Annotated in this window: 21 protein-coding genes; 15 read left to right on the plus strand and 6 right to left on the minus strand. The window is 33.0% G+C overall.

Annotated features, from left to right (window positions below; translation table 11 throughout):
- Window positions 1-195: 195 nt before the first annotated feature.
- The 9 genes from ABXT67_RS13595 (at window position 196) to ABXT67_RS13635 (ending at window position 9,085) form a co-directional block, all read left to right on the plus strand.
- Window positions 196-963 (plus strand): hypothetical protein, encoded by a 768-nt coding sequence (locus ABXT67_RS13595; RefSeq protein ID WP_415374586.1) that lies wholly within the window; start codon window positions 196-198, stop codon window positions 961-963.
- Window positions 964-1,126: 163 nt separating this feature from the next.
- Window positions 1,127-2,272, plus strand: a complete 1,146-nt coding sequence (locus ABXT67_RS13600; RefSeq protein ID WP_415374587.1) for a PD-(D/E)XK nuclease family protein — start codon at window positions 1,127-1,129, stop codon at window positions 2,270-2,272.
- A gap of 731 nt (window positions 2,273-3,003) precedes the next feature.
- Window positions 3,004-3,492, plus strand: coding sequence for a hypothetical protein (locus ABXT67_RS13605; RefSeq protein WP_415374588.1), 489 nt, complete (start codon window positions 3,004-3,006; stop codon window positions 3,490-3,492).
- A 10-nt stretch (window positions 3,493-3,502) separates the two neighbouring features.
- The gene (locus ABXT67_RS13610; protein ID WP_415374589.1) at window positions 3,503-4,369 is read left to right on the plus strand and encodes a hypothetical protein; all 867 of its coding nucleotides are present in this window, start codon (window positions 3,503-3,505) and stop codon (window positions 4,367-4,369) included.
- A gap of 48 nt (window positions 4,370-4,417) precedes the next feature.
- Window positions 4,418-4,933: a hypothetical protein gene (locus ABXT67_RS13615; RefSeq protein ID WP_415374590.1), complete on the plus strand. Its 516-nt coding sequence runs from the start codon at window positions 4,418-4,420 to the stop codon at window positions 4,931-4,933.
- Window positions 4,934-4,956: 23 nt separating this feature from the next.
- Complete coding sequence (locus ABXT67_RS13620; RefSeq protein ID WP_415374591.1) at window positions 4,957-5,349, plus strand: hypothetical protein; 393 nt, start codon at window positions 4,957-4,959, stop codon at window positions 5,347-5,349.
- Between the two features lie 746 nt (window positions 5,350-6,095).
- The gene (locus tag ABXT67_RS13625; RefSeq protein WP_415374592.1) at window positions 6,096-7,016 is read left to right on the plus strand and encodes a hypothetical protein; all 921 of its coding nucleotides are present in this window, start codon (window positions 6,096-6,098) and stop codon (window positions 7,014-7,016) included.
- A 535-nt stretch (window positions 7,017-7,551) separates the two neighbouring features.
- Complete coding sequence (locus ABXT67_RS13630) at window positions 7,552-8,043, plus strand: hypothetical protein (RefSeq protein WP_415374593.1); 492 nt, start codon at window positions 7,552-7,554, stop codon at window positions 8,041-8,043.
- Between the two features lie 115 nt (window positions 8,044-8,158).
- Window positions 8,159-9,085 carry a class I SAM-dependent methyltransferase gene (locus ABXT67_RS13635; protein WP_415374594.1) on the plus strand — a complete coding sequence of 309 codons (927 nt, stop codon included), beginning with the start codon at window positions 8,159-8,161 and terminating at the stop codon, window positions 9,083-9,085.
- Window positions 9,086-9,140: 55 nt separating this feature from the next.
- Here the strand turns inward: ABXT67_RS13635 and ABXT67_RS13640 are convergent, their stop codons facing one another.
- Entirely contained in the window at window positions 9,141-9,767 is a 627-nt protein-coding gene (locus ABXT67_RS13640; RefSeq protein WP_415374595.1) for a M15 family metallopeptidase, read from the minus strand.
- Between the two features lie 240 nt (window positions 9,768-10,007).
- Between ABXT67_RS13640 and ABXT67_RS13645 the strand changes: the two genes are divergently transcribed.
- Complete coding sequence (locus ABXT67_RS13645; protein ID WP_415374596.1) at window positions 10,008-10,559, plus strand: hypothetical protein; 552 nt, start codon at window positions 10,008-10,010, stop codon at window positions 10,557-10,559.
- A 209-nt stretch (window positions 10,560-10,768) separates the two neighbouring features.
- Window positions 10,769-11,497, plus strand: coding sequence for an SDR family oxidoreductase (locus tag ABXT67_RS13650; protein WP_415376997.1), 729 nt, complete (start codon window positions 10,769-10,771; stop codon window positions 11,495-11,497).
- A 141-nt stretch (window positions 11,498-11,638) separates the two neighbouring features.
- Here the strand turns inward: ABXT67_RS13650 and ABXT67_RS13655 are convergent, their stop codons facing one another.
- Both ABXT67_RS13655 and ABXT67_RS13660 read right to left on the minus strand, forming a co-directional pair.
- Entirely contained in the window at window positions 11,639-12,499 is an 861-nt protein-coding gene (locus tag ABXT67_RS13655; protein ID WP_415374597.1) for a flagellar motor protein MotB, read from the minus strand.
- Between the two features lie 459 nt (window positions 12,500-12,958).
- Window positions 12,959-13,825 carry an RNA polymerase sigma factor RpoD/SigA gene (locus ABXT67_RS13660; protein WP_415374598.1) on the minus strand — a complete coding sequence of 289 codons (867 nt, stop codon included), beginning with the start codon at window positions 13,823-13,825 and terminating at the stop codon, window positions 12,959-12,961.
- Window positions 13,826-13,959: 134 nt separating this feature from the next.
- Between ABXT67_RS13660 and ABXT67_RS13665 the strand changes: the two genes are divergently transcribed.
- The 3 genes from ABXT67_RS13665 to ABXT67_RS13675 are packed head-to-tail and all read left to right on the plus strand — an operon-like array spanning window position 13,960 to window position 17,123.
- Complete coding sequence (locus ABXT67_RS13665) at window positions 13,960-14,124, plus strand: adenylosuccinate synthetase (protein ID WP_415374599.1); 165 nt, start codon at window positions 13,960-13,962, stop codon at window positions 14,122-14,124.
- Between the two features lie 10 nt (window positions 14,125-14,134).
- Complete coding sequence (locus ABXT67_RS13670) at window positions 14,135-16,420, plus strand: M14 family zinc carboxypeptidase (protein ID WP_415374600.1); 2,286 nt, start codon at window positions 14,135-14,137, stop codon at window positions 16,418-16,420.
- 49 nt (window positions 16,421-16,469) lie between these two features.
- Complete coding sequence (locus ABXT67_RS13675) at window positions 16,470-17,123, plus strand: hypothetical protein (RefSeq protein WP_415374601.1); 654 nt, start codon at window positions 16,470-16,472, stop codon at window positions 17,121-17,123.
- On the opposite strand, the gene ABXT67_RS13680 is transcribed toward ABXT67_RS13675, so the two are convergent.
- On the minus strand, window positions 17,120-17,692 hold the full coding sequence (locus ABXT67_RS13680; RefSeq protein ID WP_415374602.1) for a pseudouridine synthase: 573 nt from the start codon (window positions 17,690-17,692) through the stop codon (window positions 17,120-17,122). The two genes, ABXT67_RS13675 and ABXT67_RS13680, sit on opposite strands and share 4 nt — an antisense overlap.
- Window positions 17,693-17,805: 113 nt before the next feature.
- Here ABXT67_RS13680 and ABXT67_RS13685 point away from each other — a divergent pair, with 113 nt between their 5' ends.
- A complete protein-coding gene (locus ABXT67_RS13685) occupies window positions 17,806-19,371 on the plus strand; it encodes a DEAD/DEAH box helicase (protein ID WP_415374603.1) in 1,566 nt (521 codons plus the stop codon).
- A gap of 161 nt (window positions 19,372-19,532) precedes the next feature.
- Here the strand turns inward: ABXT67_RS13685 and ABXT67_RS13690 are convergent, their stop codons facing one another.
- Both ABXT67_RS13690 and ABXT67_RS13695 read right to left on the minus strand, forming a co-directional pair.
- On the minus strand, window positions 19,533-20,135 hold the full coding sequence (locus tag ABXT67_RS13690) for a hypothetical protein (protein ID WP_415374604.1): 603 nt from the start codon (window positions 20,133-20,135) through the stop codon (window positions 19,533-19,535).
- A 144-nt stretch (window positions 20,136-20,279) separates the two neighbouring features.
- Complete coding sequence (locus ABXT67_RS13695) at window positions 20,280-22,199, minus strand: peroxidase family protein (RefSeq protein WP_415374605.1); 1,920 nt, start codon at window positions 22,197-22,199, stop codon at window positions 20,280-20,282.
- Between the last annotated feature and the right edge of the window lie 76 nt (window positions 22,200-22,275).

Genomic DNA, 22,275 nt, shown 5'->3' on the forward strand with positions numbered 1-22,275 from the left:
AATTAGCGTGAATACGGGAAACCGTAATAAAACAAATAGCATAAAGAGTATATTTAAACATTACAAAGCTGCCGGCACACACGTGGCACGAAATAATTTTAATAAAAACATCATAAACCTTTTAGATTTGTGATGATATAATAGAAATAAACATCCTATGGTGTTTATATACATGTTGGGCACAATTAAAACCAAATGAACAGACTACTGATATTATTTTTTTCTTTATCCATAATTGGTTGCAGTAAACAAAAGAAGATTTGGGACAACGGATTGACTAAAAGTGCGGAAGAAATAACTGAATATACGATTCGCATTCAAGAAGATTCTTTAAAAAACGAAATTCGCGACACACTTTTAATTGCAATAAAAAAATATAGAGATGACGACCAATTAACTCTTCAAACTCGAAGAACTTTGTTTGATAATGAACAGATGGAAATTGAGTATGTCTATGACTATTCCGACAGATTAAAGCAAGAGATTGTGAAAATGTCAACGGACAGTCTGCCGTTTAAAGTAAACTATTCATACAAAAACTCTTTGCTTTTTCAATCAAGCGGAATTTTGGACAATGAAACCGAAAGGTTTGAGCAAATACAAACTCATTATTACAGAAATGACGACACCGAAAAGAAGTCAATAATGAGACAAATATTTCTTGACAAAGAAACTAATGATACTATTAGAAATTCAACGGTAAGCACATACTTCAATACTGACGAAAAAGTTGATAGTATTTTATCAATCAATCTTCGCAGAGAAGGACAGAACCGAAAAGCAGTATACGAATTTGACGGAAAGAATTTTATTGGACTTAAGGAATATAACGAAAAAGATTCTTTGCTGTCAAATAAGAAATTCGAGCATAAAATGGACGAATTTGACAATTGGACTGAAAAAAAGGTAATTGAAAACGGAATTCTGAAAAGAATAATAATCCGAGAAATAAAATATAAATAACAGTGCCCAACACCGTGTATAATTAATTGCTAGGTCACTGCCGACTTACGAACATTCCTGCGGAATATTCTATCTGTGATTTATTTGCTAAATTAGGTGCTTAACCACGCAACTAACCATACACAACAACGTTGGCAACAAGCTAGAAACATCCGTAAAAACAATGAATGAATTTAATGACATTGAAAATCTACTGTATATTGTTAAGTCAAGAATTGACGCTCACCTAAAATTCAAAAAGGAATATGACAAACAATTAGCATTTGATTTTAGCATTTTTCAGTTCTTTACAATCGGAGAAAATAAGATTAGCCAAGTTTTAGCCTATTTTTTAGATGTAAATCAAAATCACGGACAAGGAGATATTTTTCTTAATGAATTCGTAAAAACTTTTTATGACAACGAAATTGAAATCCGTCAGTTAGAAAATGTTTGTGAAAAAAGAATTACGGAAAACAGAAGGTTAGATATTTATATTAAACTAAAAGGTCTAACTATTGGAATCGAAAACAAGATTTGGGCAGACGACCAGCCGAATCAATTAAGAGATTATTCTACATTTTTAGAACATAAATCAAAAGGTAACTATTTGCTGCTTTATTTGAGTCCTTATGGTTTAGAACCAAAACTAAAGAGCATAAAAGAAAAACTCAAGCTAAAACTTGTAAAAGAAAACAAACTGAAAATCATAAGCTACAAAGACGATATAATCAATTTAATAAACAATTGGTTAGTGATTTGTGAAGCTGATAATGTTACACACTTTCTAAAAGAATTTAAGAAATATCTTGAGATTAAGTTTCTCGGTAAAAACACACTAAATATGTCAAAAGAATTAAGAACTATAATTCACGAAAACGAAAGAGAAGTTCAGATGTTAGTGAATGAATATAAAGGAATAGAAAACGAAATTTTAATTAAATTAAATACAGTTGCTAAAGAAATAGATAAAACACAACCTGTTTTAGATATAGGAATAGAAAAAAGCAGAAACGAATTATTTAATTACAATGGTTTTAGAATTTACAAATATTCTCTTTCTCGAAACGGAAATAAAATTTGGATACAACTTGTCAAGAAAGAAATCCATTTATATTTAAATTATTACCTGCAAGATGGAACAGACACAATTTTCAAAGAAATTCTTACAGAATTGAACTTTACTAATAACATCGTACTGAATTACAAGCAAAATAAATCTGAATTAGTAAAAACCTTTTTAAATCACGTAAATATAGTAAACGAAAGTTTTAGAGTATATAATGAACGGAATGAAAATGGAGAAAAGCCAGTTGCCAACAACGTATAAAAAAATAGGGCAATTGGTGCTTAACCCAATGTTCACCCTCTTTTCGAGGTCACTAAATTTTTAAATTTGGCTTATTGAGAAAAGAAAAAGTAATAAAAAAATTTAAAAATTCGGCTTGTGTTCAACCGAATAGTTCGTGCGTATTTTCCGCCCTACCGTTCTTATACAAATCCGTAATGCATTCAAGAAAAACCACCTCCATTTCAAATTATAAGTAAACATTTAGCATTTTAATTATCAAAACGAGTAGATCCAAAGTGCAATGGGTGCTATGCCCTACAAACCAACTGCTGTAAAATTTAAATAAAAGCAAACTAAAATCAGGTACTTACACCTATTGACATTAAACTCCAATACTTCTATCTTTACGAATACAGAACCCCTTTTATGATCCAGCATACAAGAACCACAAACCAAAAGCTGGAACATTACCAATACCCTAAGCGGTAAACTAAAGAGTATTTTAGGCAGGCTGGGGGAGTACTTAGTGCATCAATTGGTTTTTTTACCATCGCCTGTAAAAAATAATTAGCGTGAATACGGGAAACCGTAATAAAACAAATAGCATAAAGAGTATTTTTAAACATTACAAAGCTGCCGACACACACGTGGCACGAAATAATTTTAATAAAAACATCATAAACCTTTTGGATTTGTGATGATATAATAGAAATAAACGTCATATGGTGTTTATATACATGTTGCCATTAATTTAAAAAAAACATTCGTCTATGATTAACAAACATATTTTTGCATTCGTGTTCTTGTTGTTTCCAATTTTAATATTCGGACAATGTAATTATAATACAAACAGAGTTTACGATGTAACGGTTAAACAATTTGAGCCTTCTTTAGTGGCTTACGATGAAAATTACCAAATTGGTGCAGCTTTAGGAAAAGTTAAGAAAGACATCATTTTAACAATACTTATACGATTTAATGGAAATGCTAAAGAAATTGGTTCAGATTTATTGGTTTTTACAGATGGTAAAGAGGCGGTAAATTTGGAATATATCGACAGTCAAAAAGATTATATGGCAGGCAGTGAAATTTCTTTGAATAAGTTTAAAATCAAAGAAAATCAATTTCAACACATCAAGAACCAACAACTTAAAACATTCAGATTTAAATTTGCGAATGAAGAAATTAATAGGACTTTTCAAATAGAAAAGAATAAGACCGTTATTTCTGCGCAGCTAAAATGTTTTACTTCAAATTAATTTTACATTTATGTCTAAATTCTTTTTATTATTATTCTTATCATCATTTGTCTTTAGTTGTTCAAAAAAGTCTGAAAAAAAACCTGAAGAGCTAATTTTAGGGATTTATGTTCAAGACCAAGAAAATGATTATCAAGATGTTATTTTGATTGGTAAAATTCAAGCGGATACAATTAAGAAAATAACAGATTGGGATGAAGAAAATAAAGATTATGTTCAAAATAGGTTGCCCTATCTTAAAAAGTATAGAAACTTTTATAGCGATAATAACCAAATTACCGAAGTGTTCAGTTTTGACACTATAAGAAAAAAAGAATTTTTATGTAGTGAATTAACCGTTGGCCATAGTGATAAATATAATTTAAGAATTGAAAATGAATTTACTGTCTGTGCTAATTTTAAAGGTTCTAAAAACTTTTTCGAAGAACAAGTTTTAGACCTTGAAAAATCATCATATAGCGTAATTGAAAATAAATTAAGAAAAGCAATTGAAGATAATGACGTAAATGTCGCATCAGGTGTTAACAATAATTATAGTAAAAACAAGAGTAATATTAACATCGAAGTGCTTCAATCAATTGATTTAAATGCTGATGGAATTAAGGAATATATAATAAAAGGCACAATCAATAGTGCTTATTCAAAAAAGTCAGTCATTTTAATTTTTAACGTAACTAAAGATTATATAAAAGATGTAGGAAAAATAGATGCTTGGGAATATGGATATAATTTAATTGGTGTTACCGATTTAAATGAAAATGGTAAATTAGAGTTGATTTTTCAAGGTGTAGGTTACGAATCTATAGGTTTTGAAATTTATGAAATAACAGAAAATGGTTTTAAGCAATTATTATATACCGTGCCGTATGGTTGTTAGCATACCAAATTAAACACAACAATTGTAACCCTCAATATAATTTACCCAATGAACAAAATTCTATTTATTTTATTTTTAGGAATATTTACAACCGGCAAATCACAAGAAAATTGGATTTCTCAAGAAAATGGAAAACTTGATTATTCAATACCCGACAATTGGAATGTATCGGAATTTAAAAAAGTCAATAACAACAAAATATACGGTGCGACATTTTTTGATGTTGGTAAAACTTCTGTCTTTTCTGTTTTAGAAATGCCAAATGACACAGGAATTCCAAATGCGGAAGAACTTACAAATGAAGATGCAAAAAATCTTACTTTAAATTTCTTTAGTCCTTCAAGCACATTTATAACTGTTGAAAATCAAAAAATATCTGAAATTAATGTAAAATACGTGAAAGCCAAAGCAACTACCTCGCAAGGCTTAAAACTAACAGCAAATACTTATTATGTGTTTTATGATGGCTCGTTTATTAAAATAGATGGAATTTACACAAGTGAATACGAAAGTGAATTTTTGCCTATTATCAAAAAAATAATTAACAGTATAAAAATCAATTAACTAACTTCAAAATCAATTTAATTATGGGATGGGTTTTTTTAATAGGAATAGTAGGTGTGGTAATTTTCTACTTTCTAAAAGACAGAAATAAAATGTTAGAAACTACAGTTGATAACGAAGGTGGTATGCGCCAAAAGTATAGAGATTTAATAGGTTGGCTGACTGATGACCCAAATGCAAAAGTCACAAAAGTTACAAGAGACCACGTAGAGGTAACTAACAAAATGCCTACAACTACGACCACTTTTTTTATAACGGAAAATTTTGATGGAGTAGATATTGAGTGGAACGCACAACTCGGAGCAATGGGAAATCATAAACAGAATTGGAAATTCCCAAAAGGAACTTCCGAAGAAAATATGGTTATAAAAATAGGAACTGATTTACAAAGTTACGAGCAGAAAATGTACGGGTAAAAACTAATGGCAACAACGTATAAAAACAATAGGGCAATTGGCGCTTAACCCAATGTTTCAGGCACTTTTTCGAGGTCGCCAAATTTTTAAATTTGGCTTATTGATAAAAGAAAAAATAATAAGAAAAATTTAAAAATTCGTCTTGTGCTCAACCGAATGGTTAGCGTGCAAATCAGCCCTACTGTTCTTATACACAACCGCAGTGCATTCAAGAAAAACCACCTCCATTTCAAATTATAAGTAAACATTTAGCATTTTAATTATCAAAACGAGTAGATCCAAAGTGCAATGGGTGCTATGCCCTACAAACCAACTGCTGTAAAATTTAAATAAAAGCGAACCAAAATCAGGTATTTATACCTATTGACATTAAACTCCAATGATTCTATTATTTACGAATACGGAACGCTTTTTATGATCCAGCATACAAGAAACACAAACCAAAAGCTAGAACACTACCAATACCCTAAGCGGTAAACTAAAGAGTGTTTTAGAAAGGCTGGGGGAGTGCTTAGTAAATAAATCGGTTTTTTTACCATCGCCTGAAAAAAATAATTAGCGTGAATACGGGAAACCGTAATAAAACAAATAGCATAAAGAGTATTTTTAAACATTACAAAGCTGCCGGCACGCAGGTGGCACGAAATAATTTTAATAAAAACATCATAAACCTTTTGGATTTGTGATGATATAATAGAAATAAACTTCATATGGGGTTTATATACATGTTGTACACAATATAAAAAATGAGCTTTACACCATCAGAATTTTGGAAAAATTTTAGACTTGGAACAGAACTTAGTATTTCAGGTAATTTTATTTATAATGGTCTCTATTCTTTTGATTTAATGCAACATTTTTATTATGAAGATGAAGCATTTGAATTTCTATATAATATATCGGTTGGAATTGAAAGACTTCAAAAAATATGTGTTGTATTAATTGAACATAATGAAAGAACTAACCAAGAAGATTTTGAAGTAAGCCTTATTTCTCACAATCACGATGATTTAAATATCAGAATTGAGAAGCATAAAAATATTAACCTTGGAAAAACACATAAAAAATTACTCTCTTTACTTGCTAAGTTTTATAAGAGTTCAAGATACGAAATGTACCAAATGCAAAGTGTTTTTCAACCTAATCAGGCAAAATCAGAATTAATAAGATTTATTGAGGAATCTCTTGATATTAAAATTTCAACTGAAATGCTTGGTTGTAGTTCTAATGAATTTCGAATAAAGAAATTCATAGGAAAAACTATTGGTAAATTTTGCAAAGAATATTATCAAATAGTAAAAGAGGAATGCCATAGATTAGGAATATTCACCTATGAAATAGCTTCTGAATCAAAGGCGTTCAAAATATTTATGTCAGAGAAGTATGATTTTAGTGAAGAACGCATTATTCAAAAAGAAATATTAAAACATCTTATTCAAAATGATTTACCTAAAAACTTTAAGAATTATATAGATTCTGAACCTCCTCTTGAATTAGAATTTTGTAATGTGAATTATTATATTGATTATCTTTTTTCATTTCATAAAGAATATACTATCAAAGGAGAAATAGAAGAACTATATACTGAAATAGATAACGTTAAAGAAAGATTAGAATACTTTAAATATTTAGGAAATCCAGATGTAAGATTTGAAGAAGAAGAATAATACTGTGTACAACAGTGTATAAAAAACATAGGGCGTTTGTGCTTAACCAAAAGTTTTTTGATTATTTATAAAGTCCGCTAAATATAAAATTTGGCGTTTAAAACAAAAAAGATAAAAGCAAAATATTTATATTTAGCTAAGTAATAAACAGAAATGAAGGTGCGTATAACCTGCCCTACGTTTCTTATACGAGACGTAAGCACACAAAAACTCTATGTAGTTTCTGAATAGAAAAATGATTAGACTCTGTTTGTAAATAAAAAGCTTATTGAAAAAACTATCGTATTACGAGAAAAAAAAAAACGATTTAGTTAAGGACTTTGCAATACGCTACAAAAGTTCACCAATCGAGGAATGGAATAAATTGGAACCATATATAAAGACAGCCTTTCAAAAAATTTATAATCAACCAGTAGTTGACGGTGTTAAATTAAAAATTAGACACACAACATTAACAATTAACGGACGACATAGAAGCACTTAAACTACTATGTTTATATACAAAAGAACACGCTAATGACAAATATTTTTGAAAATGACAAAAAAAATCAAGGAGGCAACTGGAGCATTTATTATTGCATTTTCCAAACTTGAATATGGTCTTGCATCTCTTGGGGTATTTACAGCGTTTGACCTAAGAAATAGAGATGAATATTTGCTTACTCACCTAGGTAATTCTTTTGATAATAAAATGAAAAACAGTACCCGTTACATTGACAATAACTTGCAAGAGCTGAAGCCAATTTGGGATATTCAAAAAAACAAGATTGGTCAGTTAAATAGAGAAAGAAGATTTATTGCTCATGGTTTTATTTCATATTCTTTACCTCAAGAAAGCGCAACGACATTTGTAAAAGAAAAGAAAAAACCATCTCGTCGAGAATTTAATCTTGAAACAACAAAAAAGTTGACCAATGAATTATATCATTTAAACCCGGGTGAAAATGGAATAAATGGCGAATTTAATACTGAATTTACAAGGTTGAGAATAAACCGTGGACTTGGTCAAATTATGAACTGTATTTAAGCCATAATCTCTGAAATAAGAAAAGAGTTTGGTATTATAATTTTTGAAGCAATAAAACGAGAAGATAAATCAATAATTTCGTGGCAAATACATGTATGATTAAATTAAATAGATAATGAATAACAAGCACTTTGAAAGTGAAGCAAGGTTAAAAGAATATTTAGAAAAAATAGAACCCGTTTTTGACACCAATACAATCGTGAGTGAAAACATTGACAAATCTAAAATTCAGCAATATTATCACGACAGTAATCTAGGATATAAATTAGTACACTCTAAAGAAGGAGCCGTGCATATGGCCCTAAATTATGACGGGGTATTTAACGATGATGGCTATTACCAGCAGGTTCGTGAAATAAATGAGCATATAGAAGACCGCCATAAAGTTTTAGAATTGGGTTGTGGAAAGGGCTTTAATTCTTCTTTCTTAGCTCAAAAGAATGGTGCCTCAAGTTTTTTTGGAATAGATATTTCAAACAAACATTTAAACTACGCTAAAAAAAAAGCGGAGGATCTAAACAACCTGAACTTTACCTCTGGAGATTTCCACTCAATCAATTTTGACGATGCTACTTTTGATATTGTTTTTGAGCTAGAATCTGTTTGTCATTCTGACGATCCAGATAGGCTTTTAAAAGAAGTTCATAGGGTTTTACAACCAGGGGGTAAATTCATTCTATATGAAGGTTTCCGAGCAAAAGATTTTAAAAGTTTGTCTAGCACTCAAAAAAAATCAGCAGCATTAATAGAAAAAACAATGGCGGTAAACCATTTTGACGCTATTTCTGAATGGCTTGAAATCGCAGAAGCCAATGGGTTCTCTATAAGTCAAAATGATGATATTTCGACTGCTATTATGCCTACTCTTATACGGCTGCATAGATTCGCAAGCAAATATTTTAAATACAAAACCTTATCAATAATATTATTAAAGGTACTTCCAGAAAATTTAATTAAAAATGCAATAGCGGGTTTGTTAATGCCTTTCTCAATAATGCAAAAAATTCAAACTTACAATAGAATTATCTTAACGAAACGCTAGATGTTTATTTAAAAATCACTTGTAAGAGGTTTAATTTTTTTATTTGTAAAAAATGTTAAAAGCAGGGCAATTTATCATTCAAAGTTTTAAAACGCCAAGCTTGCTGGAAACTATAATGCCACCATTCTGTTCTTACGGTTCTAAAACCTACTGTTTGCATTCCTTCTCGGAGGAGCTTTCGGTTGGCTAAAACTTCTGGGGGGTGTTTATAATGATCAATATGAGAAACGCTTCCGAAGAAATCATAGTCACTGCCCATATCTACAAAGCAGCCATCTAAGGTTACGAGCGTAATATCAACGGCAGCAGCCTTGTTGTGTAAGGAACCTTTTCCGTAGGGATTTGCCACATACGCAGGCCTAGGGACTTTGCTCCACATAAACTTTTGAACAGCTAATGGGCGGTAGCAATCGTAAAACTTAATTTTATAACCCAATTCACAAAAATGCATATTGGCTTTTAAGACGGCCTTTGCAACTTCAGGTTGGAGCAGGCATTTTGCACAATCGTATAATTGCTCGCCAATAAAGTTGTTGGTAGTAGCGTATCTAATTTCGTAGTCAAACTCGGTATGATAGATTGCCATATCCACCAAGGAGGATTGTTTTTCATTTTCTTCGGAATTTAAGTCCGTAGAAAAAAATAGGAGCGAAGTACAACAAGCAATTATAAATAACTTCATAAATCAAAAATAACACAAATAGTTTCATGGAACCACGTAGCAGTGATTTTACAGATATATGTATTTAATATGATGGTCTAAAAGGTTTAAACGTAAACGTTGTATAGTTCATTTGTTAAGTTGATAATGTTGCCATTTCTATTTAAATTTCTATTTTTTTTTATTACTTTTATCTGCAATTTATTTTTCAAGTTTTATTAAAATAATTTCAGCCAATCAATTAATATAAAATCAAATAATATGAAAAAAATTACATCTTTATTAGCACTATTCGTTTTGGCGACGGCCTTTACATTTTGTACCACAAGCTCAGTAGATGACGCCCTTGAATTCGGAATAGTAACTGACATTACTCAAAGTTTTCCCTTGGCGATAACAGCCAATGAAACTGGCGAATGTATAAATTTTTCAGAAATGTCGACATTTGATTTAAAATCAAACTCCCAAATTTCTGAAAATTATAGTAGAGTAAATGGCATAAGAATAAATAGCCTTTATTGGGAAGTAGTCGATTATGTTGGAGATGAAGGTGTTTTTCTAAATAGCGGAGTATTGAAAATAGGAAATACTTCTTTCGATATGGGTAAAGTGGATTTAAAGGCTTCAGATGTAGCAGACGCAAAGTTTTTGTTTTCAGATACTGCTAAATTAAGTGCAATTGCTCAAGAAATTTTACCTACAGGTTTAGTTACAGTAACCATAGAGGCTGGTAGTGGTGGTAATTGTGACAATGATTTTAGTTTTAACTTAAGTATAACTGCCAATGTAATTGTGACCGTTTCTCCTTTATAATTACCTAGTAAAAAAATATTTATAAAAAATGCAGTCTAGAAATAGACTGCATTTTTTTGTCAGGTATTTTGCACAATCATTCATATTTAAATTCCTTCTTAATTTTAAGAAAACCTTATTACGTAAAAGGTGGTTGTTTTGTACTTTTATCACCGGTAAAGGAATCATTAATATTTAAAAATATACCCCTGTTTTTGAGGGTAATTACAATGACAAAATTAAACGGAAAAGTAGCGCTCATTACTGGGGGTACAAAAGGAATTGGATACGGCATCGCGCAAAAGTTAATTGAAAATGGCATTAGTGTTGCAATAACAAGCCGCTCAAAAGACCGTGCAAACGATGCAGCCATAGCTTTAGGGAAACACGCGTTAAAAGGAGCCAAAGTCCTAGGTTTAGTGGCAGATGTGCGCAATTTTGAGGATCAAGAGGGTGCTGTTAATACTACAATAAAAGAATTTGGAAAATTAGATATTGTAATTGCAAATGCGGGTTTAGGTCATTTTGGAAGTATAGAAGACTTAAGTCTAGAACAATGGAACGAAGTTATAGACACTAATTTAACGGGTGCTTTTTATACTCTAAAAGCGAGTTTAGCTGCTATAAAAAAATCACAAGGTTATTATATTTCTATATCAAGTTTAGCGGGGACTAATTTCTTTGCTGGAGGTTCGGCTTACAATGCGAGTAAATTTGGTGTTACTGGCTTTACACAAGCTGCAATGTTGGATTTAAGAAAATACGGTATTAAAGTTTCTACCATAATGCCTGGAAGTGTTTCCACTCACTTTAATGGGAATGAACCTAGCGATCAAGATGCTTGGAAAATTCAAATTGAAGATTTGGGTGAGCTCGTGGTGGATTTATTAAAAATGAACCCAAGAACATTACCAAGTAAGATTGAAGTTAGACCAACGACACCACCTTCTGCGAAGTAAGTAGATTGAGGTATGGATTTTAGTGGATGCTATTTTTTTTAATGTATTAAGAAAACGAGTACATCTTTTTAAAAAGATGGGCTCGTTTTCTTATAAATAGTTAGTTTTAGTTTTCACCGCATACTGCAACTCACAAAGAAATTAATTTGCCGAAAGCAATGCTAAAAACTTATCTAAGTTAGGCAGTAATACGATTCGGGTTCTTCGGTTTGTGGCTCTTCCTTCTTTGGTATCGTTTTCGGTTAATGGTTGGAAGCTACTTCTTCCTGCAGCGATTAATTTTTGTGGTGCTACGTTAAATTTATTTTGTAATGTTCTAATCACAGCTGTAGAACGTTCGACACTCAATTCCCAATTATCTTTAATAGAGGCGCCAGACTTTACCGTTTGTGAATCAGTATGACCTTCTACCATAACTTCTAAAGCAGGTTCGCTATTAATTACATTAGCCAAACGTTGTAATAAGCCATTTGCTTTGGGATTTAACCGATAACTCCCAGATTTAAAAAGTAATTCGTCTGAAATTGTAATCATAACTACCGTTTCATCTATAGAAACTTGGATGTCTTTTCCATTTCCGTTTTCTACAAAACTATTGTCTAAGTTTTTCTTCAAATTATAAGAAACGATCAAATTCATGGAGTCTTGCAATGTTTTTGCATTTGCCAATTCATTTTGATCCACATTAGCCAATGCAGCTTTCATTTTTTCTTTGTCTTTCTTTGAAACTATAACATTACCGTATTGTTGCAATCTGGAATCACTTAGATCTTGTAATGAAGTATTTGACGTTGTAAGTCCTTGAATTTTTGCATTGTAATCTGCAACACGGTCTTCAATACTTTGTAGTTTAGTTTCCAAGACTTCTTTTTCTACCTGAGTTTTTGTTAAGGTAGACCTTGTGCTGTTGTATTCAGTTTCTAGAGCGACATACTTTTTTTTCGATACGCAAGCGCTAAGTACTAAGATGCCAGCAATGGTTAATAAAAATAATTTTTTCATAATGCAGGAAATAAGAATTTATAAGTAAATAACCCAGCAGTCTTGTTAATTATTTGCTTGGGTTTGTAATTGTTGTCTCAAAAATATACAAGGTTTAAGATAGCGTTAATTAAGTCCTAACCAGCCCAAAATAATAAAAAGAAATACAAATACAATAACGGTTCCTACGCTACCATAGCAGCCTCCTCCAATTTTATAGCACTCCAGGCGGCGATTATAGCGCTGCGTATATTTTTCTTGATTTTGTTATTTATTTTGTAAATGTTTTACGCATCTAAGTAAAGATATTACCCAATGCTAATTTTTCATTACAAACGAACTCTATTCAATCTTATTAATTTTAAACAATTAAACAACGAACAAAAAAAACAGCTAACAATAAATGTTAGCTGTTTTTAAATAGTTATAATTTCCGAAAATAAATAAACCTCTATCTCATGAAGATCTAAGAGCTAAGGACTAGCCCAAATACTTCTTAAGAATATGACTCTTACTTTCTTGACGTAGACGTCTAATTGCTTTTTCACGTATTTGACGCACACGCTCACGGCTCAACTCAAAAGTGTCACCAATTTCCTGCAAGGTCATTGCTGGTTGCCCACTTAAACCAAAGTTAAGTTTCACAACATCTGCCTCACGAGGTGCTAAGGTATCTAAAGCACGGTCAATTTCAATTTTCAAAGATTCGTGAATCAACGCTTTATCTGGATTAGGAGTTTCTCCACTACTAATTACATCATATAGGTTGTTATCATTTTCACCCTCTTGGAACGGTGCATCCATTGATAAACTTCTTGATGAGTTTTTCAATGATTGTTTAACACTGCTCACCGTCATATCCAATTCTTTTGCAATTTCTGATGCAGAAGGAACACGCTGGTGCACTTGCTCTAAATGAATAGAAGCTTTTCTAATTTTATTAATATCTCCAATTTTGTTAAGAGGAAGACGCACTACACGCGATTGTTCAGCAATAGCTTGTAAAATAGATTGTCTAATCCACCATACGGCATAACTTATAAATTTAAAACCTCTTGTTTCATCAAAGCGTTGTGCAGCTTTTACAAGCCCAACATTTCCTTCGTTAATAAGGTCGCTTAGTGTAAGCCCTTGATTTTGATATTGCTTGGCAACAGAGATTACAAATCGCAGGTTTGCTTTGGTTAATTTATCTAAAGCCCATTGATCACCCTCTCTAATGCGTTGTGCTAACTCAACTTCTTCCTCAGCAGTAATCATATCAATTTTACTTACGTCTTGTAAGTAACTATTCAGAGATTTAGTTTCTCTATTGGTAACCTGCTTGGTAATTTTGAGCTGTCTCATAGTATGATTTTAGATTTAGATTAAAATAATATTTACGCTTACGTTAACACTATTTTCAATTTTTAGGTATTATTTTGTCACAAGATTTATGTAATTCTTCAGAAATTTAAACGTCAAAAAAAGCGATGCTAACTATGCTGTTTTTTAAACCCTTTCAAACTCCTTCAGGAACCCCTAATCCAGGTGAAGGCGGCACAATAGATTTTACTTCACCTATAGAAGTATTTATCTACATCATCGTGCCTGTTTTTTTGTTTATCCTATACTTTTTAATGCGTAAAAAACCCCCTAATAAATAATAATTTTAACATGTTAAAATCATTATTATCTATTTGCTTATCAATAGTGTGTGTGGCTAATCTTTGGTCGCAACAAGAAGTATATTCAATAATTCAATTAAATGACATTCAAGATATTCCTTTATTGGCGACCCACGGTATTGCTGTGGACCATTTAGAAACAGACGCTGAAAACAACTATTTGCTTACGCTATCACAATCTGAACTTAACATCATTCAATTGTTAAACGTAAGTTATTCAGTAAAAGTTACAAATTATCAAGAAAATTATTTGAGACTTCGAAATTTAGACGCCAATAATCGGATTATTAAAAATAATAAAAGCACACAAGGCTTTGATTTAGGGAGTATGGGGGGATTCTATACCTTTCAGGAAATGGAAGATAAATTAGATGAAATGCGCCAAGATTTCCCTTCAATAGTTTCAGAGAAACAACAAATAGGAACAAGTTTAGAAGGAAACCCAATCTGGATGGTAAAAATAAGCGACAATCCAGCAGTGGATGAAGAGGAGCCAGTAGCCTATTTTGATGCACTACATCACGCGCGCGAGCCATTATCTATGGGAACTACCATAAACTATATGTTCTATTTGTTGGAAAATTATGCTACAAACCCAGCAGTTAAATATCTAGTAGACCATCGCGAACTTTATTTTGTCCCAGTAGTCAATCCTGATGGCTATATATACAATGAAACTACCAATCCAGATGGAGGTGGATTGTGGAGAAAAAATAGGCGCGTGGTTTCCGCTAACTGTATAGGTGTTGATCTAAACAGAAATTATAGTTTCGCATTTGCAAATGACGGTTCTTGCTCAAGTGATAATCCTTGCTCAGAAGTTTATAGCGGAGAGGTGCCATTTTCTGAACCCGAAACTGCCGCCGTAAGAGATGTATTGGAATTAATTGAGCCTAAGACTGCTTTTTCAACTCATTCCACTGCGGGTATTCATTTAATGCCTTATGGCTATAATACCATGCCGCCAGATTTCGAAATTTATTCAGAATGGGCATCCGCATTTCTTGATGAGAATGATTATGTTTTTGGGGTTACCTTTCAGCTATTAGGGTATACGAGTTGCGGCACTACCAGAGATTATTTACACAGCGAAGGTATTTATGGATGGACTCCAGAAATAGGAGGAAGCGGATTTTGGCCAATGCCAAGTACGATACTTGATCTTGTATCTGAAAACATTCGGCCCATGCTATATCAATCTTGGATTGCTGGTGGATATGTAGATGTGCAAAGTCATTCACAAATTGGGGATGCTATTATTGGGGACTCTTTTCAATTAGAAATTACTTTAAAGAATGTTGGTCTGGTTGTAACAGATGCTGCTGTTACTTGCGAATTGAGAACCGATAATCCAAATATCGCTATATCAGAAGCCGCGGACTATGGAAACATTGCAGCACGCGGAAAAGCAACCAATATAGCAACACCTTTTACCATTGCGATTAATGATGACTTTGAAGGCGCTAGCTTTGATCTTGACATTATATCAAAGCAAGGGAATGCTGAAAATGAAAAGAGTAGTATAACCATTCTTGTTGGAGAAAAAGTAATCCTATTTTCTGATAATGCTGAAACTGGAACTTCTAATTGGATAGCAACAGGAAACAATATTTCATGGGGAACAAGTTTAGATGATTCTTACAGCGGCACAAAATGTTTTGCAGATTCGCCTGGCGGAAATGGAATGAATGCTACCGAAAGCTTTTTTGAGCTCAATCAATCTTTTGATCTATCACAAACTTCAGGACCTTTAGTTTCTTTTATGACCAAGTTTTCTCATGAAGAAGCTGATCTTTCTAATTTTCAAATATCTATAGATAACAGTGCTAGTTGGGAGAATTTAGATGCCTATTCACAAAATGAATCTTGGAATCATAGGTTTTACCCTTTAAATGAGTACAAAGATTTTAATGAAGTCCGATTTAGATTTAGAACTTTTACAAATGAAAATAGACCCGGTGATGGCTTTTATTTTGATGATTTTAAAATTGAAAATTATGCAGAAGAAGTTTTAGATATTTTAAGCCAAGACATCAAAAGTATTACCGCAAAACCAAACCCCTTTTTGAATTCTATTGAAATAGCACATCCTCAAAACAGTATTAAAAGTATTAATTTGTATACCATTTCTGGAAACTTACTCGCTATTGAGCCGATATTTAGAGATAGTAGTAGTTTTGTAGACGGATTAGGATCATTGTCTACTGGGATTTATTTTTTAAAAGTTGAAACAATCAGCGGAAAAGTTTCGTCTTATCAAATGATTAAGAAGTAAACACTATTTTTGTGGTTTGGTTTTTGAAATAATATTTTAAAATTGTTATATGAAGCATTTATTAGTATTCGCAGTATTTTTATATTCCCTTGCGTCTGTTGCCCAGTTTGATAATCCAACTGATAAAACCCCAAAGTTTGAACCAATAAATCAAGCAGTTCCTCAATCTAAAGGAATACAAATTCCTGTAAAAACGGTCCCTGGACTCTCCAATAAAGACTATCGTTTTGAAGTAAAAGACGATGGAAAACTAGGAAAAGAGGACCCTAAACTTCTTGATATTTCCAACAAGGAGGAGTTTTTAGACACCAAAACAAATACTGCTCCTAATGCTTTTGCCAAAGATAAAGAAGCCACAGATGAGTACGATAGAGATCAAGTTTTAGGGCAGATTATGACCAAGGGGGGTTATGTTAATGTAGTGTATCGTGATCATCAAAGTGTAGATGGAGATCGCATACGTGTATACGTTAATGACGATATCGTTCAAAGTGATATTACGCTAGATGGCAATTTTAGAGGCTTTGATCTTACCCTTGAGCCTGGAAAAAATTCAATAGATTTTCAAGCATTAAATCAAGGAAACAGTGGTCCCAATACTGCAGAGTTACATATATACGATGATAAAGGCATCCTTATTTCCAGAAATGAATGGAACTTGTTGACAGGTCGTAAAGCTACAATAGTAGTCTTTAAAGACTAAAATCGCACATCGTGAATTTCCCTTATTTCTCCTGCTTTTAAATTTTCAATCTTATAATTACCAATTCTTACACGAACCAATCGCAAGGTAGGAAATCCCACGGCTGCGGTCATTTTTCGGATTTGTCTAAATTTCCCCTCAGTTACTGTAATGCTAACCCAGCTTGTTGGGCCGTGTCGCTCATCTCTTATTTTCTTTGCTCTTTCAGGTAAATGTGGAGTTTCAGTTAATGCGTTAACTTTTGATTTCTTTGTGGTGTAATTTTCTTTTTCTACTGTAATGGTTACGCCTCTTCTTAGTTGTTCAATAGCACTTTGGGTAATTTTACCATCTACTTGTGCGTAGTATTCTTTTTCAATTTTGCCTTTATTAATATGGATGCTGTATTTTCCATTGGTGGTTATTAATAATAAGCCTTCGCTAGGTTCGTCAAGTCTTCCTATGGCCATTGATCCTTCTGGGAAATCATATAAATCACCTAGAAACTTCTTTCGTTTTGCGTGCGTATCGTTTGTGATAAATTGGCTTATATACCCGTATGGCTTATAAAGTTTAAAGTAGCAATGCATAAAAATTAAAAGTAATTTTTTCGATTCAAAGATAATTTTAAAAATAAATAAAAAGATGCCCTTGCAAAGATTACAAAAGGGCGTATTTTTGCAACTGCCCAAAACCTCGCATTTTGAAATTAAAAACTGAAGATATTTTAGATGAAACAAAGGAAGGAAAAGACCTCTATACCTATCAAAAAGGAGCTATAGATAGAATCTTTGAGGCCTTTGAAGAAGGAAAAGAGAATTATCATTTGTTATATCAACTTCCTACGGGTGGGGGAAAAACTGTTATTTTCTCTGAAATTGTTAGACAATATTTAAAAAACCATAAAAAGAAGGTGCTTATTATGACGCACCGTATTGAGCTTTGCAAACAAACCAGCAATATGCTCACAGAATTTGGGGTGAATAATAAAGTTGTAAACAGTACTGCAAACCTCGATGATCAAGATGAATATGGTTGTTTCGTGGCAATGGTTGAAACCCTAAACAATAGATTGCAAGATGACAAAATGGATATTAGTGACGTGGGTCTTGTAATTATCGATGAGGCACATTATAACTCTTTTACCAAGCTTTTTAAATACTTCGAAAATGCATTTATTTTAGGGGTTACGGCAACTCCTTTGAGTTCCAATATCAAGCTCCCAATGAATGATAATTACAATGAGCTCATTGTAGGTGAAACGATTGAGGCACTTATCGAAAATGAATTTTTATCACGTGCAAATACCTATAGTTACAATGTTGGTTTAACCTCCCTTGAGGTAGGTGCTAATGGCGATTATACAGTGAAATCTTCTGAAGATTTATATACCCAGAGCGATATGCTTAGCAAGCTAATGCAAGCTTACGAAGAGCGTTCTAAAGGAAAGAAAACACTTATTTTTAATAACGGTATTAATACATCGTTACACGTATATGATGCATTTAATTATGCTGGCTATCCTGTTATGCACCTTGATAATACCGCCACAAAAAAGCAACGTAAAGCAATCCTAAAATGGTTTCATGAAACACCAGATGCTATTTTAACTTCGGTTAGTATATTGACTACTGGATTTGATGAACCATCGGTAAAGTCCATTATTTTAAATCGTGCGACGAAGTCTTTAACACTTTATTATCAAATGATTGGTCGTGGTTCTCGTGTTCTAAAAAACAAAACGACATTCGATGTAATAGATTTAGGAAATAACTTTCACAGATTTGGTCCTTGGGGCGCCGACTTGGATTGGCAACGCATCTTTAGATCTCCCAATTATTATTTAGATAATATCATGGATGATGAGGAGCTGGAAAGCTACTTTTTCTATGAAATGCCCGATGAGCTTAGAGAAAAATTCAAAAACTCTGAAGAAGTAGGTTTTGATATCAAAGGCGCCTATACAGATTCAGTAAGACAAGGGGAAACCTCCAAGGTAATACTGGAGCGTTCTATTGCTCAACACGCCTATATTTGTACTGAAAATAGTGATGATATGTTTGATGCTCTAGGTTTAGCAAAGGAACTAGGCGAAGATATTGACTTTAGAATATTGCGATATTCAAAATGTATTAGTAAGAGCACACATAATTTCGTTACGTGGCTTGAGAATGATTATCGCTTAAAATTACGATCATACATTCGCACTAATTTTGACGAAGTGTATGAACAAATTCACGGCCATCCACCGCTGGAAGAAGACGAATAAACTATCTCGGGTTTCGGGGCCACCATAACAAGCAAGAACGAAACTTTAAAAATTATAATAGATAACATTTTAGATTCCTCAACAGAAAAGGAATAATGTTGGGCATAAAAAACTTTTCAAATTGCGAATTCTGAAATGTTTTTTTAATCTTAGCTATTGAATTAATTACCGTTAATCAATTTTTCTTCAACATCTTTATAGTCTAATACTTCGGTGTTTAATAAGCCTTTTATGTTAAATATGGGTGTTGAAATGGTGTCTAGTCGATTCATTGCATTTCCAACATGTTTTTTAGTTTCAGGGTTTTCTGCCAAATTGGTCTTTTCGTACTTATAAACACTTCGTTCTAATTGAGCGACTAATGTATCGCAAGTTTGACATTTTTCAGTAACATAAAGTATGATTGGCACTTTGGGGTTTATTCGTATTGGAGTAGCTTCTTTACGCAATACTCTTCTTGAAATACTATCAGAAACCGTTTGTTTAACCTTGTATTGAGGGGTTTCGCCTTTGTTTACCATTAGATTTATCAAATGTACTTTTGAAGTAGCAGGAACTAAAATGCCTCTTGGTTTGCGTTTGCTTTGTCTAAATCCACTTCCCTCAACTTCTACGGTTGCTTCAACATCTGATAACGTTTCATTGAGACCATATAACATAATTCTGTTTCCTCGTCGTTCTTCTTCAATTTTTAATTCCTTTACTTGAGCTATTACGACTGCTTGTAATAAGAATACAAGGGCAAATAAAAATTCTTTTTTCATAATTAGTCTTTTTCTACAAATCTAATGAGAAAACAAAAGATAGGGTCCTGTTTGATTTATATTTAACTCACAAAAAACTCCCATTTTTAAAGTGGGAGCTTTTTTTGACAATAGTGTCTTATGTTATATTGAAGAATAGTGGTTCTATTTATTCTTAATCAATTTTAATTGACCATTACCAACGACGCTAGTTAATGAGATTACATAGGTCCCGTTAGCCAATGCATCAGAAAGTTCAAATTCGTGCTCGGTAATTCCTCGCCAGATAGCAATAGGCTTTTGTTGAACTACAATTCCATTAAGATCATAAATAGTTAAGGTCGCCATAGAAGGTCTGCGAGCTTCAATGCTAATCTCAAAGTATTTTTGAGTTGGATTTGGATATGCTTTTAAATTCATATTCATTACACCCGTAAAAGGAAAGAATTCAACGTCTAATTGGTCTCTTGGTAACGCAATAAAAACATTTTCTTGTAACACGTCGATATCTGTATTGCGCAATAATACCTGGGATAGTGTAGTGTTTTTAATTTCGGCTATTTCTTCCTGCGAAAGTGCTGGATCGTTTTCGTAGTAGTACCTATCTCCATCGCGAAGCGCGGCAAACTGCATCATAAATAATTGATTTAAACCTTCACCTAAAATAGCATTAGGCAAGTGATCTTCACTCATAAAACCAATCCAAGGATCGATATCATTAATGTCATCATATACCGTAGATAGTTTTGTTTGTAACACTATATCGCTCGTTAAGTCTGCTAAAGTTGCGTGTGGAGCAAGTCCTATGTCCACGCGAATAGTATTGTAATCTGCTACGCCTCTTTCTCTTGCACGGCTAAAGTTAGTCGCAAGCAAATCGATACCACCAGATCCTGGAGGTCCGAAAAGGAAATTACGCAAATCGTTCATAATTAACGGATCAATTAGTTGGTGTTTTTGTGCAGCCATTCCTCTAAAAAAAGGAGATACACCACCTTCTGTTCTTAAAATATCTGGATTAAAAAACCCATCTCTTAAATCGATGGCCCCAAAATTAAAATCATCACCATTTTCTTCCATTCTAATTAATCTTCCATTAACCATTGTGTGACCAAAACGATAACCAGCTGCTGAAAAAACATTTATAATACTTGCATCTACTGAAGTATCGTAGCCTGTGTATGCCGGCAATTGAACACCAATGGTAGGTAAAAACTCTTCATAGGTTATGGCTTGTACGATGCCTCCAACAATTTTACGAGCACGTTCAAAAATTTCTTCATCATTCCAGCTTGGATTATCTATTTTGAGAAGTACTGCCTGTCTATTATGCTCAAGAACCATTAAAGTATGGAAACAAGCAAGTCCTGGTTGCTCATTAACACGAACATCACCACCAACAAAAAACTTTTCAGGAACCTCGGGACCATCAACAATCATAAATGGAGCTGTAGTGTCTATAGCACTGTCAAACTGGCCATCAACAGTATTCCAAGGCAATCCATTAGCAGCTGACGTTTTAAATAAACCGTCAACGCCCGTTCGTAACCAAGCCACCCTAACTTCATCACTTCCGTAGACCATAGATGCGTCTATATAAGATGTAATTGCATTTACGTGCCTGCGTGGATTTGCTACCGAAGTCCCGGTTGCGTCATCTGAAATAGATCTAAACATTCTAATTTCATTCGTTCCAGTACAAGCAGGATCAAACATAGGATCACAACTAGGAACCATTATATTTAATGGCTCAGTTGGCTCATCATCGTTTAAATTGATGTCGTGGTCAATAAATTGACCCCAGCCCCAAACATAATCACTTAGGTTTAATTCATTTGCAAGAAATTCTTCTTGGCTTCCTAGCGCATTACTCACTGTTCTAGCATTGGCTCTATCTGGTGCTCCAGGTTCACTAATCCCATCGCTATATGCCACCGTAGTAAAGGTTCTAAAGTTTGTTTCTGCCGCCCCCCATAACGGATTGGCGATATTGTTATCTATACCGTCGTAGCTTCGGTTTTCTTGCGACACTGCAGTGCTACAAAGAAGCAGTACAAAAAAGAGAGTCGTGTAAAATTGTTTCATTTGATTGGTTTTTACCAAAAATAAGAAATATTACCTTTTTTAAAGTTAACTGTAAGCTTTTATTTTTTTTACGTCT

The organism is Patiriisocius sp. Uisw_017, assembly GCF_047731265.1.
In the GTDB taxonomy this organism is placed as follows: Bacteria; Bacteroidota; Bacteroidia; order Flavobacteriales; family Flavobacteriaceae; genus Patiriisocius.